Genomic DNA, 14,153 nt, shown 5'->3' on the forward strand with positions numbered 1-14,153 from the left:
GGCTGATAACTATATGGCCACTGGTAAAACACTTATAAAACACTTACTTACTTGTGGCTCAGGCCGAGGGTAAGGGTTAGTAGCCAGTGAATAAAAGGGTCACATAGTCTACCAAAATATCAAATTAATTGTTAGACTATATCTATGACACTAATACCACTTCGTAAGGCGGTCGAACTTACGGGACTCTCTAGGAACACTCTTCGGAAGTATGCAGACAATGGCACGATTAAATGCGAGCGAACCCCAAGTGGTTACCGGCTCTTTGATACAGAAAGCCTGCTCAGCCTCGGAAAAAGGGAATCAAGGCAGCCAGCAACTATCTGCTACTGTCGAGTCAGTAGCAGCAAGCAAAAAGACGACCTCGTCAGGCAAGTCGCCTATCTGCACTCCCTCTTTCCGGAAGCGGAAATCATTAAAGACATCGGCTCAGGGCTCAACTACAAAAGGAAGGGGCTTCGAGCCATACTGGAACGAATCGTGCGAGGAGATCAGCTCACAATTGTTGTTGCCTGTCGAGACAGACTTACCCGGTTTGGGTTTGAAATCATTGAGTACTTGGTCGGTCTCAACGGTGGAAAAATCCTGGTTCTCGACAACCCTGAAAGCTGTCCAGAATCAGAACTTACCGCAGATCTTCTCTCCATCATTCACGTCTTCTCTTGCCGCGTCCACGGACTCCGAAAATACGGGAAGAAAATCAAAGAAGATTCGAGTGTTCCTAAGCCCTGAACAACGATTGGCCGTAGGCCACGCTACGCGAACAATGGTTCGTCAATGGTTTGGAGTGTCCCGTTATGTATTTAACAAGACCGTCAAAATCCTTGAAGATGGAGAAACTAAAGCTAACTGGAAAGCTATTAAAACTGCGATATTAAATGACTTACCCGAGTGGTGCAAGACAGTGCCTGATCAAATCAAATCTATAGCGATTAAGGATGCTTGCACCGCTGTCAGGGAAGCCAAAAAGAAATACAACTTGACTGGACAAATTAATCGGGTCAGGTTCAGATATCGCCAGCATCCTGTTCAGTCTTGTTATATCCCAAAATCGGCTGTTTCAAACAAAGGAATCTATCACACCAAACTAGGGTAATTGACTTTTACTGAAGCTCTTCCCGACAAGATATGCGATTGTAGGTTGACTAGCACCAATGGGGATTACTATTTGGTAGTCCCCTATAAGACAACAAAAAACCAAACCGAAAACCAAGGTAGAGTAGTTGCCTTAGATCCTGGTGTTAGAACTTTCCTGACTTTTTTTAGTGAGAATTCTGTAGGCAAAATCGGAGAAGGTGAATTTTCTCGAATTCAGCGGCTGTGTCAGCACCATTATAATCTGATATCTAATAATCAGTAAAGCTAAGGGAAGACAGAAACGCCCCATGATAAAAGCGGCTAGAAGAATGGTTATCAGAATTCAGAATCTGGTAAATGAACTACATCACAAAGCGGTACTACCGATGAAGACAAGTTGAGATGAATTGTGAACTCAAAATAGAGAATCCCTTCATAAATTTCAGCAATTGAAGCAATTGACCCATTAGTTCGGTAATCTGGAGTGACACAAAACATGCTGACGACTACAATCATCAACTACCAAACCAACGAGTTACAGGAAAAAACCCTGAAACCGGAAACTGCAATTCAAGGTGAGTATCTGATTGGCCGCCATCCAAGTTGTGACCTAGTCTTGGATAGTCCTGTCGTAAGTCGTGTACACGGCAGAATCATATGCCTTGGGGGACAGTGTTTCTTTACTGACCTCGGTAGCACAGATGGCTCTCGGATCAATAATGAGGAGGTAGATGTTAACCAAAACTGGCTCCTGAAGGAAGATGACATCATCCGCATCGGTGAATTTGTTTTGTTGGTCAAAGACCTACAGCTCTATGGCTCTAACCAGGAACCAAACCTAGTTGTAGATGGTAATAGCACTGGCATAAAGCAGTGGACTAAGGGTGAGATTACTGTCCGCTGTGTACAGGTCATTGATGAGACCGATGATGTGAAAACATTCCGCTTCGTGGCCGAACCACCAATACTGTTCAGCTACAAGCCAGGTCAGTTTGTCACTCTGGATTTGGAGATTGATGGCAAAGCAGTAAAGCGTTCCTACTCCATCTCTTCGGCCCCCTCACGTCCTCATACCTTGGAAATTACTGTCAAGAGAGTTCCAGCACCACCAGACGCTCCTGATCGGCCAGCGGGTTTGGTGTCTAACTGGTTGCACGACAACATTAAAGTCGGATCCGAGGTGAGATTAAATGGTCCAATGGGGAAATTTACCTGTGCTGACCATAGGGCTGATAAACTGCTGTTGATCTCAGCAGGTAGTGGCATTACCCCGATGATGTCCATGTCCAAATGGCTTTGTGATACCGGTGCTGATGTCGATGTTGTATTTGTCCACAGTGCTCGTAGCCCACAAGACATCATCTTCCGTCAGAAATTAGAGTTGATGGCGGCTTGGCACCCTAATTTTAAGCTGGCGATTACCACGACTCGCCCAGAACTCGATCAAGGTTGGTCGGGTTATACCGGAAGACTCAATCAAGCCATGCTGCAACAGATGGCTCCAGATTTTCGCGATCGCATTGTTTATGTCTGTGGTCCGAATCCCTTTATGGCAGGGGTGAAAGGGATGCTAGCCGGTCTAGACTTCCCGATGGAAAACTACCATGAAGAGAGCTTTGGCGGCAAAAAGCCCTCAAAACAGAATAAACAGAAAGCAGCAGCAACAAATCCTGAACCAGTCAAAGGGGAAGATCGTCCTAGACTACACCTAGTAGAATCACCATCAACCTCTAATGAACCCACTGTGGTTTTTGCTGAGTCTGGAAAAGAGGTTACCTGTGATGCGGAGGATGTCATCCTAGATGTGGCTGAACAAGAAGGGGTGCCATTACCAAGCGGTTGCCGCATGGGAGCCTGTGGTGCTTGTAAGCGAAAGCTTATAGAAGGGAAGGTAGAGTATGATGAACAGCCTGACGCTCTGGAAGACGAGGAACGGCAGCAAGGGATGATTTTGACTTGTGTGGCTCGTCCTGTAGGACGAGTAGTGGTTAGCGCCTAAACATGTCTTGTCAAGGGTTCAATGATCAATGTAGCTTGTTACTGATTAAGCTTAATAAAGCTAAAAGAGAAAAGGGAAAAGGTTTCATAACAGTTCAGATTTCGCCAAATACCTTTTCCCTAGCTGAAATTATCCCAAAATTGATCCTGTTGGCTAAATATAAGTTAACATCCAAAACACTGATTCTGCCGTTGATTACGTTACACAACTATAAAATAGTTTGCGACCATGATACCGAATATCAAGGCTTTAATCCTGTTAAGAAATGCTTCGCCAGCCGGATCAAAATGGGGGAGTTATTAATATAGCTAATATATAAAGATTGTAAAAGTTCTGTAAATTAAACCTAAGAATTTGTGAAGACTACTGGGAGTCATCAGTAGCTCTGATTATGACCAGGTATTTTTCTTGTGAAAATACTAGACTAATTTGTGAAGATCATGACCATGAGGTTGCCCAAATCTAATCAATCAGAAAAACGTGATTAATAATTGCTACCAACTTAAGGCTGTAAACCTTATCTATCAATGGTTATAGCATCTGGGTAATTGAGCTAATCATGGTCGGCATTCTGCCCCCGTTTACCATATTTTAGCTTTTTTTGATAATCATAATTATTTTAAGTTAACTAACTTGTGAAAATACGGATATCTTTTGTGAAACTTTTTTAAAGTTATCAATAATTTTACGGATGACGATTGACATTGTAAGTGAATAGACGGATGATAAATGAGGGATTTTACTCCAGGCACAGATTTTGACCTATGGATCAAGTACGGATAACTCCCAGAGACTCTAATTAATCAAACAGATCTAAGGAGTTTATGGCCAGAGTCCCTAGTCTGTTTTGGTACTTGATTCAACGGCAAGACGTCCGTGTTTTTACCTGTAGTGTTCTCGGGAGACTATTTATCCTAAATTTTCTCCTAAATTGGTGAGACGACCTGATATCATCATTGCTTTTTCCCAGGTAATCAATCCGATCGGAACGTTTTGCTACCTTCCAATTTACCGTCCAATCTAACGTCCAATCTTTAGAGCTCTTGCATAAAAAGCCAACAACAGGGTGATAACTACTGTAGTTGCCTTGTAGACATTGACTTTTGCAAAAGGTCTTTTGAAGAACAACCAGTCACGGGTGTAAATATGAAAAATTTATTTTCGGCTCACCATCAACAGCGGAAAAAACGACAGCATCTCTCGTCACTCCTAACCATTGGAGTAACAACCGCAGGTCTATCCCTGGGCTTACCAGCACAAGCCATAGACCTGACACTAGACAACAGCGCTAATCTGTGGGTGGATCAAGCCTTGAGGGCAGTAGAAAATAACCCGCAATTGGGTCCGACAGGAGCCTCCCGGGCTTATGGCATCTTGGGTACTGCCATGTACGATGCCTGGTCAGCTTATGAAGGAACGCCGATTAGCACCACTCTTGGGGATACTCTGCAACGTCCTGATATTGAGAACACCCTGGAAAATAAGTCCCTAGCCATTAGCTATGCGGCTCATAGCGTCCTCTCAGACCTTTTCCCTTCTGAAGTTGCTTCCTTTGATGCCCTTCTGACTGATCTGCGATCGCTTGCTAGCGACTCTGCTTCTATCTCTACTGCTACCAACGTTGGTAACACAGTAGCCAACAGTTTATTACAGTTCCGACGTCAGGATGGTTCTAACCAGTTAGGGGATGACCCGAGGGGTACACTTGGTGTTCCTTACTCCGACACCACTGGCTATCAGCCCTTGAACAGTTCCGATAATGTCGTTGATATCACTCGCTGGACACCAGAGCGGGTACCAATTGACAGCCCGGATGCCAGACTGCAACGGTTTCTTACTCCCCAGTGGGGCAACGTTACTCCCTTTGCCTTGAGCTCTGGGTCTGAATTTAGACCACCAGCACCAGAACCTTTTCTGCTTGTAGAGGGTACTCTGAATCGGGAGGAACGTACTGTCACTCTTGAGGATGGCACAGAGGTTAGTCTGGTTAACGAAGACGGGGAGGTTAATACTGACGTTGTTAACCCTGGATTTATCGAGCAAGCTGAACGGCTCATTGAGGTTAGCGCTAATCTCACCGATGAGCAAAAACTAGTAGCTGAGTTTTGGGAAGACCCCTCTGGCACTCCCTACCCTCCTGGAACTTGGATGGGTTTTGGTTCATTCATCTCGGAACGGGATGACCAAACCCTAGATGAAGATATCCAACTTTACTTTGGTCTGGGGAATGCGGTTTTGGATGCGGGTATTGCTACTTGGGAAGCAAAAGTTTTCTACGACTATACTCGTCCCGTCCGAGCCATTCGCGAACTCGGTGAGCTGGGCTTAATTGGTGAATTCGATGAGGATTTGGGAGGCTTTGCCATCGAATCCTATGGTGGACCAGGAGTAGGAACGATCAGGCTATTAGCCAGTGATTTCATTACCTACCAAACTCCTGGTGCCGATCCATCCCCTCCCTTTGCGGAATTCACCTCAGGACATAGTGCTTTCAGTGCTTCTGCGGCTGAAATTTTCAAGCTATTTACCGGTAGTGATGAGTTCGGCAATTCAGTAACCTTTGCCCCTGGTGCCTCTCGTTTTGAACCTGGTTTGACTCCTACGGATGAAGTCACCCTATTTTGGGAGACATTTTCCGATGCTTCTGATGAAGCTGGTATTTCTCGCATCTACGGTGGCATTCACTTCGATGATGGAGATTTACTCGGCAGACAGTTAGGCCGAGACGTTGGTGGCAAGGTCTATGACCGGACCTTATTCTTCATCAATGGTGGTGTGAAAGTTCCCGAGCCTACTTCTGTATTGGGTATGTTAGTATTTGGTGCGTTTGGTGCTGCTTCCATGCTCAAAGGAAAACGGGGAAATTAATCTCACCATCAATCTCACTAACATTATCTAAAAATCTTCCCAAGGGAAGTTTAGAAACCCTTGGTTTCCGATTAACCTAAAAAAAGAAAAGGGAAAAGGTTTCATAACAGTTCAGGTTTCGCCAAATACCTTTTCCCTAGCTGAAATCCCCCCAATTTTGGGGGGTATTTAGTTAGGATACAAAACAAATCTGGCTCTGGCAACTGAATTCTCTAATACAATCACCACGATACACAACGATGACATCAGTTGAGGATTCAACCGAGGATTCCAGTATAACTCTCGACAACTTACCCGATGATTGCGGACTGCCCAAGGGTAAATTATCGTAATCCATCAGAATTCTTGCCTAGTAACCAATAATACTGAATGATGATAAATAGTGTCATGGCAAGATCACGTTCATAAATGGGATTAGTCATTAGTACAGTCAATATGAAAGGTGGTGTGGGCAAGACCACCCTCACCGTCAACTTGGCCACTTGCTTAGCCAAAAATCATAATAAGCGGGTTTTGGTGGTCGATTTAGATAGCCAAATTAGTGGAACCTTGAGCTTAATGCAGCCCCAAGCATTTGCTAAAGCTAGAAAAGGAAGGCGGACATTAAGTCGATTAATCGACAAAGTCACTAAACCTAGCTATCGCAGTCGCTTAACAATTGAGGATATTATTCAAACTGATAATTGTGATATCAAAGGATTGGATTTATTGCCAGGAGATATTGAGCTTTATGATGAATATGTAGTTTCTGATCTACTCCATAAGCAATCTGTTCAGGAAGGGGAGGTGGAATTTAGTAAGGTTTGGAGCCGCTTTGAAAGTCTATTAATCAAAGGGATATTAGAGCCGATTATCCCTAACTATGACTTTATTATTTTAGATTGCGCTCCTGGCTACAATCTTTTGACTCGCAGTGGCATTGTGGCTAGTGATTTCTATCTGCTACCAGCTAGACCAGAACCTTTATCTATTGTAGGGATTCAACTCCTAGAAAGACGGATTGCCAGGCTCAAAGAAAGTCATCAGCAGGATAGTCCTCTTAACTTGCAGCTGTTGGGGATTATCTTTATTTTGTCAGGCGGTGGACTAATGGGTAGGTACTATAAGCAAGTGATGAGGCGAGTTGATAACGATTTCGATAGCAACCAAATTTTTAAAATTCGCATTCCCATGGATGTTAATGTTGCTAAAGCCGTAGATAGTTTTAGTCCTGTCGTTATCGCTCATCCTAATTCTGCTGGCTCTAAAGCGTTCTTCAAGTTGACAGAAGAATTTTTACTTAAGCTTGAGGGGATTAAAACTACCGAAAAAATCAGGGATGTATAAATCAGGGATTAGTGTTGAATCTCCAATCCCTGATCTGGCTAATAGTGCTAACCGTCCTTAGCAATCTTTAAATCACCAATAACTTACAAGTTAGTTCACAACCCACCTCAGAAGTTACCAGCTAAGGCAGCATTACACCGTTCGCAGATGGTAGGATGCTCAGCAATTGTACCAACTTTAGATCCGTAGTTCCAACAGCGATCGCATTTTAAGCCTTCTGCATTGACTACCCCTAGCGCTATAGTTTCTGATTCAGCCCTATAGGCTGCTGTTTGTATAGCTTCTAGGGAATCTACTAATTCTACTTGAGAGGCTAAGAGCAGATAGCGCAATTCATCCACTTGATTTCCACTCAGGCTATCGGAAGGATTCATGGCTTCCAGGCGCTGCTTTAATTGTTGATCTTTAACATAAAGCAAGACCTTAGCATCTAGAGATGAGCCAATCATCTTTTCCGCTCTGGCTTGTTCAAGTACTTTATTGACTTCTGTGCGGATGGTGCGCAAGGTTGACCAGGACGCTGCTAGTTCAGGGTTTTTCCATTGTTCGTCTAATTTGACCCAACCTGACTCAAACACGGATTCATGGGATTTCTGGTAAGGCAGGTATTGCCAGATATCTTCTGCCATGTGACAGAGTACAGGTGCGATCGCTTTAGCTAAATTTTCTAGTGCTATTTGTAGCACTGTCTGACAACTGCGCCGCCGTGGTGAGTTGCGAGCACTGATATAGAGTCGATCCTTAGCAATATCCAGATAAAAGTTAGACAGGTCTACTACACAGAAGTTCTGTACGCTCTGGAAGAAGCGGAAGAATTGATAACTCTCAAAGGCATCAGTTACATCTTCAAATACCTCTGTGATCCGGTGTAGCATGTAGCGGTCTAATTCCGGTAATTCCTGAACAGGCACCCTATGCTTAGCTGGGTCAAAGTCATGAAGGTTGCCTAGTAGGAAACGGGCTGTATTGCGAATTTTGCGATAGACATCGGCTAGCTGCTTAAGAATACTCTGAGATATTGGAACATCTGAGGAATAGTCTACAGAAGATACCCACAATCGCAGCACATCAGCGCCGTAGGGTGGTTCTTTTTTCTGGTTTTTTCCACCCTCGATGATTATAGCTGGTTCCAAGATATTCCCCAAAGACTTACTCATCTTGCGCCCTTGGTCATCTAGAACAAAGCCGTGGGTTAAAACAGTTTTGTAGGGGGCATAGCCATTGCTGGCTACACTGGTGAGTAAGCTGGACTGGAACCAACCCCGGTGTTGGTCTGAGCCTTCCAAGTAAATATCCACGGGATAGCGTAATTCTTCCCGTTGCTCGGCCACAGCTGCCCAAGAGGACCCGGAGTCAAACCAGACATCCATGGTATCGTTACCCTTGCGGTAGGTCTTACCATTACTACGATAGGATTCTGGTAACAATTCCTCTACGGATAGTTCCCACCAGGCATCGGAACCTTTCTCAGCAATAATGCCTTGGACATAAGCAATGGTTTCTTCATTGAGCAAGGGTTCGTTAGTTTCTTCGTCGTAGAATACCGGAATTGGTACACCCCAGCTCCGTTGGCGGGAAATGCACCAATCGGAACGATCCGCCACCATCGGGGTAATCCGGTTTTGTCCTTGGGCAGGGATCCATTTTACGGATGCGATCGCATTTATTGCTTCATCCCGGAATCCCTCTACTGAAGCAAACCATTGTTCTGTGGCTCTAAAGATAGTTGGTTTTTTAGTACGCCAATCGTAAGGATATTTATGAACATAGGGTACCTCTTTGAGCAATGACCCAGCTGTGTTCAGTGCCTCAATGATGGCTGGATTGGCATCCTTGAGCACATTCAACCCAGCAAACTGTCCCGCCTCTGCCGTAAACTTACCATCCGCATCTACTGGGGAAAGGATAGGTAAGCCATAACGCTGACCCACACCATAGTCTTCTTGACCATGACCAGGAGCCGTGTGGACTAAACCTGTACCCGATTCAGTGGTGATGTAATCCCCACCAATCACAATGTTGCTTTCCCGCTCAAATAGGGGATGCTGGTAAGTACAATTTTCCAACGCCTCACCCTTAACAGTCGTTTTGACCGTAAGTGGAGTTTCCAGAGTAGCTGATAGTCTTTCTACCAAATCCGCTGCTACTAATAAGAATTGGGATTGGTTAGTCTCGCAACCACCTTCCACTACCGCATAGGTCAGTTCTGGATTAACCGCTACTGCCAAATTTCCAGGGATTGTCCACGGAGTCGTCGTCCAGATCGCAACACCCAGATTTGGCAAAAATGGGTCTAAGATCTCCTTTATCCCTGGCGCTGCCTTAGTCATTGGGAAAGCAGCATAGATACTTGGGGAGGTATGACCTTCCGGATATTCTAACTCCGCTTCCGCTAGGGCTGTTTTAGAACTGGGACTCCAGTGAACTGGCTTCAGTCCCCTGTAGATGTAGCCCTTCAATACCATCTGACCAAAGACCCCAATTTGAGCCGCTTCGTACTCTGGGTTTAGAGTCAGGTAAGGATGTTCCCAGTCGCCCCATACTCCATACCGCTGGAAACCTTTGCTTTGTTGCTCTACTGTTTTCAGGGCAAATTTCTTCGCTTTCCGGCGCAGTTTGATCGGAGTGAGCTGTTGACGCTCCTCTAGCTTCATGGCTTGCAAGACTTTCAGCTCAATCGGCAAGCCATGACAATCCCAACCAGGTACATAACGAACTTTGCGACCTTGCAGCAGTTGGTACTTATTAATGATGTCCTTGAGAACTTTATTAAGGGCGTGACCCATGTGCAGAGAGCCGTTGGCGTAGGGGGGGCCATCATGCAACACGAAAATCTCGCCAGGATTAGTTTGTGACAGGCGCTCGTAAATAGTTTGCTCTGCCCAAAACTGTTGGAGTTCTGGTTCTCGCTTGATAGCGTTTGCCCGCATATTAAACTCGGTTTTGGGCAGATTGACCGTATCTTTATAGCTTTTGGATGCTGTCACAGTTTCAAGGCGAAATTATACTAGTAGAGCCGTTTATTAAGAGTTGATTAGAGCCATCTAACCCACTTTAACCTGCTGACCGCTGACTGTGTATTGCTGAGTAGTTAGATTCAACCTTACAGCAATATTAAACAATCAACGGTCAACAAAGGATGTTAACAAAGGATGTCAACAAAGGATATATGTCTATATATATCTCTTATTATTATGAGCAACAATCTCCCCAACCTTCAACTTTCCTTGGAAGGATTGTTGGATTTTTTAGCAATCGGTTTTTTCGGAGTTGGGGCTGGTGACGGCTTTTGTGTTGCGCTCGACTTTTTTTATACCTTGGGATTAGGAGGTGGTGGTGCTTTTGCTTCTGGTGCGATCGCTTCTGGTGCTTTTGCTTCTGGTGCGATCGCTTCTGGTTTCTGGTCTGGCTCCTGACTTGACTCTGGCTGTGGGGGGGGTGAGTCTTCCTTAGCCACTGCTACTGGTTGGGGGGTTTCTGTCTTAGGGGGAGTCGTTTCAGCGGAATCTGAGGTTTTAGTGTCATCTGTTTCTAAAACCGCTTCTTGGGTAGTGGATGGTACCGTAGTTGCTTGATCCGCTGCAGGGCTTGGTTGGGCAGTTTTAGGATTAGTTTCCTGGGTGGGCGACGCCATGGTGGTATCTGCCGGTACAGCAGGAGTTCGGCCTGAGTCTTGGCGTTTGCCCAAAAGATTGCCAAAAAAGCCAGTTATTTTAGCTAGTAGCCCTTTTAATGACTCAAGTGGCAGTATTTCTTGAATCTTGGTGATAAATTCAGCTTGACTTGGGATAGGGGTTTGTTGGTCGGTCGGTATCAAGGCTCGTCGCAAGGTCAAGGTTTGCCAACCCAACCAGCCTACCAACGATACACCCGCTATTTGACCGATTAAGACGCCGCCAGTAATGCGTCCAGCACAAATCCATAACAATTTGGTGCGGCTGGAGTAAGCTTTTAGCTGGCAAGGATTGCTGTACCTGTTCAAGCCAATTTTCGGACTTTCCCATGGCTAGTTGCACTTTATGCTCATTAGGAGTTTCTGTCCATCCTATATTGAGAGCATTGCATCGAATTTGTCGCCAACGCTGACTATAAGCGACGTTGCGAGTTAATGCTATAAGTCCTGCTTTTGCTGCAACATAGGGAGCTAAATATGATTGTCCGCCATAACTAGAAATTGAAATGATATTAACAATACTCCCAGCTGAGTTTTGCTTTTGCATTGCAAGTACAGCAGCTTGAATTGTGAAGAATGGTGCGCGTAAATTAACTGAAATTAACTCATCAAATAGCTCAGGACTAGTGTTTTCAATAGAACCACGTGTACTCAGCCCCGCAGCATTGACTAAGGCATCAATGCGTCCAAAGGTTTTGCAGGAGGTAGCAACTAAGTTTTGACAGTCCTCAACTTGCCTTAAATCCGTTCGCTGGAAACAGGTTTTCACATTAAATTCGTTTTGAATATCATCAGCAACTGCTTTGCCGCAATCCTGTTGGCGGCCACAAATAACTACTCCTGCTGCACCCGAACAAGCCACTTGACGGGCGATCGCAGCACCTAAACCCTGGGTTGACCCGGTAACGACTACGACTTTGTCTTTCAAACATCCAAAGGTTGGCTTAATTTGCTTTAGGTCTATGAGTTCTGGGCTGATGTGCATAGTGTTATCCCTAAACAACGGAGGTGATGGAATGGGGTTTTAGTCGCAATTAGTGCACTGATTAGTCTTTACTTCTGGTACTACAACCTTAGCCATTAATCGAAATTTGTTCAGGCCGATAATACAGAAAATTCATCGCTGTCCAAAGTATAACCATAATCATTGCTAACAGCATGATGTAAGGGAATAGCGACCATAGACTGAATTTTTGGGCAATCAGTCCCATTAGCCACGGCACAATTGAAGTTCCTAACTTACCAAGCCCACTTATGATTGCGATCGCACTTATAACAAGCCTTGGTTGTATTTGTTTAGCTACAACAGCAAGTATTGTGGGATACAACGGTCCCAAGCTTAGACCAGCAATCCCTAGGCCGACTGTAGACATGATGACCGATGGCCAAAACCAGATCAGCATCATATTAATCAAGATGCTGAACATGCAAAGATAGAGTAATTGATTAATCTCAAACCAGCGAAATAAAATACTAATGCCTAAACGGGCAAGAGTCATGCCTAACCAATAAGTACTGATGCTTAAGCTAGCCATGAAGTGAGATTCATGCTGAATACTACACAGAAAACTGTAAGCCCAATCCCCTAAGCTATGTTCTGTTCCAACACAGAAAATAACAAATCCACTGGTGAACCAGATAATAGGGGACGTTAGAGCAGCCTGCAAAACACTGGGTTGTGACCCTTGCGAGTCATCATAGTTTAACGTTGTATCAGCTTGATCTGAAAATGCCAAATATAATGCGATCGCCAACAGAAACCCCAGTAATGCCCATAATCGATAAATATTATACCAACCCTGATTGCTGGCAATGATGCTAGCGGCAATTATTGGACCTAACAAGGCTCCAACTCCCCAGAGTGCATGTAAATAATTAAGCCAAATCTTACTGTTTGGCTGCATGACCAGGTAAGCATTAAACCAAGTTTCTATAATTGCCAAACCAAAACCAATGAGAATAGGTAATAGAATAAAAATTTTAAATGGTGGGCATAAGCTACAAGCTAATGTGGCAATAACAAATGAATTGATACCAATAAGTAAAAGTGATAAGCGTCCAAGCCAATTTTCAATGAAGCCAATAGTTAATGCCGCAATGAAATGACCGAGTGTTCCTCCTAGAAGGAGGAAGGCGACGGTTGCTTTGTCAACCTGATAATAAATTTGTAGATTTAGAATTAAGACACTGATACTAGACTCATATAGACCAATCAGCAGAAATCCTAGAAGTAAAAGACTGATTTTGATGCGAGATTTCGGATCGTTATGTTCAAGTATACTCTGACTTGAAGTACCAGGGTATGAATCAATATTTAGAGTGTTACTTTGACTAATTTGATTATCTCCTGAAACTTGAGATGGTTCTTGAACAGCCATAATGGAAATTTGTTCCTTTAAAGATTATGGTTCTTCAGTACCTGCTATGCTAAATTTCCAGTTAACAAAACTCAGACAGCTTACTGTGTAAGGGTTATGAGGCTATTTAAATAATAAAGTTTTCTGAATACTGCCTCTTCCCCCTGCTCCGTTCGCGTAGCGTGGCCCACGGCCTCAGCTCCCTTTGCCAAAGTGTTGATTTAGCATAACAAGTACGGAAGAGCCAAGATTATTAGACCTCTCTGATAGCGGTTTTCAAATGGGTAGCTCTAATCTGTTTCGCTTACACTCCTATCAGACTGAATAATTGTGTCCATCCAAATGAAAAGCGCTATGAAAAAGAATCTTAAACCTTTATAGCAATTCTATTTAGATGGTGCAAGATGTGAGTTAAAATCTATTTAGGATTGCTATATCATGTCTAGGTGAAAACTTATCCGTCTTCTGTCACTTTCCGAAATTCTGACGAAATTGCGTCATTACAGCCAACGACACCTAACGAGAGAATTAGGGTTTGACCCCCATTTTTCGGAGTCTGACAGAAGAGGGATAATTTCCGGAGAGGTTTATTGGTTTGCATCTTGACAGACCCAAGCTTCAAAATAAGCAGCTTGGTTGAAGAGATCATGATCAGGTTCACCATTGGGAAGCTGCGGAGACTTAAAAAATAGTCCATACTGAGGCTGCAAGCCGCTTTCTTTACGGGCTAGAGAGACGGTCATAAAACGAGCCAAGTCAACAACAATACCACCGGCCAGAGAAGAATCCTGACAATCAAAGTGCAGCAGCAGAGACATCGGAGTGTCTGATACTTTTAACCGCGACATCTTCG

At 44.2% G+C, this 14,153-nt stretch carries 9 protein-coding genes and 1 pseudogene; 5 read left to right on the plus strand and 5 right to left on the minus strand.

The genetic code is table 11. The features are described from left to right. Nucleotides 1-144 precede the first annotated feature (144 nt). The 5 genes and pseudogenes from F6K57_RS07520 (at nucleotide 145) to F6K57_RS07540 (ending at nucleotide 7,270) form a co-directional block, all read left to right on the plus strand. Nucleotides 145-732, plus strand: coding sequence for an IS607 family transposase (locus tag F6K57_RS07520; protein ID WP_293066223.1), 588 nt, complete (start codon nucleotides 145-147; stop codon nucleotides 730-732). Between the two features lie 34 nt (nucleotides 733-766). Then, nucleotides 767-1,454, plus strand: a pseudogene (locus tag F6K57_RS07525) (RNA-guided endonuclease TnpB family protein); the annotation flags it as partial. 107 nt (nucleotides 1,455-1,561) lie between these two features. Then, nucleotides 1,562-3,076: a 2Fe-2S iron-sulfur cluster-binding protein gene (locus tag F6K57_RS07530; protein ID WP_293019156.1), complete on the plus strand. Its 1,515-nt coding sequence runs from the start codon at nucleotides 1,562-1,564 to the stop codon at nucleotides 3,074-3,076. 1,146 nt (nucleotides 3,077-4,222) lie between these two features. Continuing rightward, nucleotides 4,223-5,944 carry a vanadium-dependent haloperoxidase gene (locus F6K57_RS07535; protein WP_293019157.1) on the plus strand — a complete coding sequence of 574 codons (1,722 nt, stop codon included), beginning with the start codon at nucleotides 4,223-4,225 and terminating at the stop codon, nucleotides 5,942-5,944. A 408-nt stretch (nucleotides 5,945-6,352) separates the two neighbouring features. Then, nucleotides 6,353-7,270: a ParA family protein gene (locus tag F6K57_RS07540; RefSeq protein WP_293019158.1), complete on the plus strand. Its 918-nt coding sequence runs from the start codon at nucleotides 6,353-6,355 to the stop codon at nucleotides 7,268-7,270. 107 nt (nucleotides 7,271-7,377) lie between these two features. Here F6K57_RS07540 and ileS read toward each other — a convergent pair whose 3' ends face one another. The 5 genes from ileS to F6K57_RS07565 all read right to left on the minus strand — a co-directional run. Continuing rightward, on the minus strand, nucleotides 7,378-10,257 hold the full coding sequence (gene ileS, locus F6K57_RS07545; RefSeq protein WP_293066228.1) for an isoleucine--tRNA ligase: 2,880 nt from the start codon (nucleotides 10,255-10,257) through the stop codon (nucleotides 7,378-7,380). Nucleotides 10,258-10,580: 323 nt separating this feature from the next. Then, on the minus strand, nucleotides 10,581-11,156 hold the full coding sequence (locus F6K57_RS07550; protein WP_364301765.1) for a hypothetical protein: 576 nt from the start codon (nucleotides 11,154-11,156) through the stop codon (nucleotides 10,581-10,583). Next, nucleotides 11,044-11,928, minus strand: a complete 885-nt coding sequence (locus F6K57_RS07555; RefSeq protein WP_293066234.1) for an oxidoreductase — start codon at nucleotides 11,926-11,928, stop codon at nucleotides 11,044-11,046. Before F6K57_RS07555 ends, F6K57_RS07550 begins: the two co-directional genes overlap by 113 nt. An 88-nt stretch (nucleotides 11,929-12,016) precedes the next feature. Beyond that, the gene (locus F6K57_RS07560) at nucleotides 12,017-13,321 is read right to left on the minus strand and encodes an MFS transporter (protein WP_293066236.1); all 1,305 of its coding nucleotides are present in this window, start codon (nucleotides 13,319-13,321) and stop codon (nucleotides 12,017-12,019) included. Between the two features lie 566 nt (nucleotides 13,322-13,887). Beyond that, on the minus strand, nucleotides 13,888-14,153 hold a 266-nt coding region (locus F6K57_RS07565; protein WP_293066238.1), incomplete at its 5' end, for a hypothetical protein.

The organism is Moorena sp. SIO4A5 (assembly GCF_010672005.1).
Lineage (GTDB): Bacteria > Cyanobacteriota > Cyanobacteriia > Cyanobacteriales > Coleofasciculaceae > Moorena.

Bases quoted from the DNA above. Each gene is read 5' to 3' on its own strand.
- F6K57_RS07560 (WP_293066236.1), bottom strand. From the start codon at position 13,321: ATGGCTGTTCAAGAACCATCTCAAGTTTCAGGAGATAATCAAATTAGT.
- F6K57_RS07535 (WP_293019157.1), top strand. From the start codon at position 4,223: ATGAAAAATTTATTTTCGGCTCACCATCAACAGCGGAAAAAACGACAG.
- F6K57_RS07520 (WP_293066223.1), top strand. From the start codon at position 145: ATGACACTAATACCACTTCGTAAGGCGGTCGAACTTACGGGACTCTCT.
- F6K57_RS07540 (WP_293019158.1), top strand. From the start codon at position 6,353: ATGGGATTAGTCATTAGTACAGTCAATATGAAAGGTGGTGTGGGCAAG.
- F6K57_RS07555 (WP_293066234.1), bottom strand. From the start codon at position 11,928: ATGCACATCAGCCCAGAACTCATAGACCTAAAGCAAATTAAGCCAACC.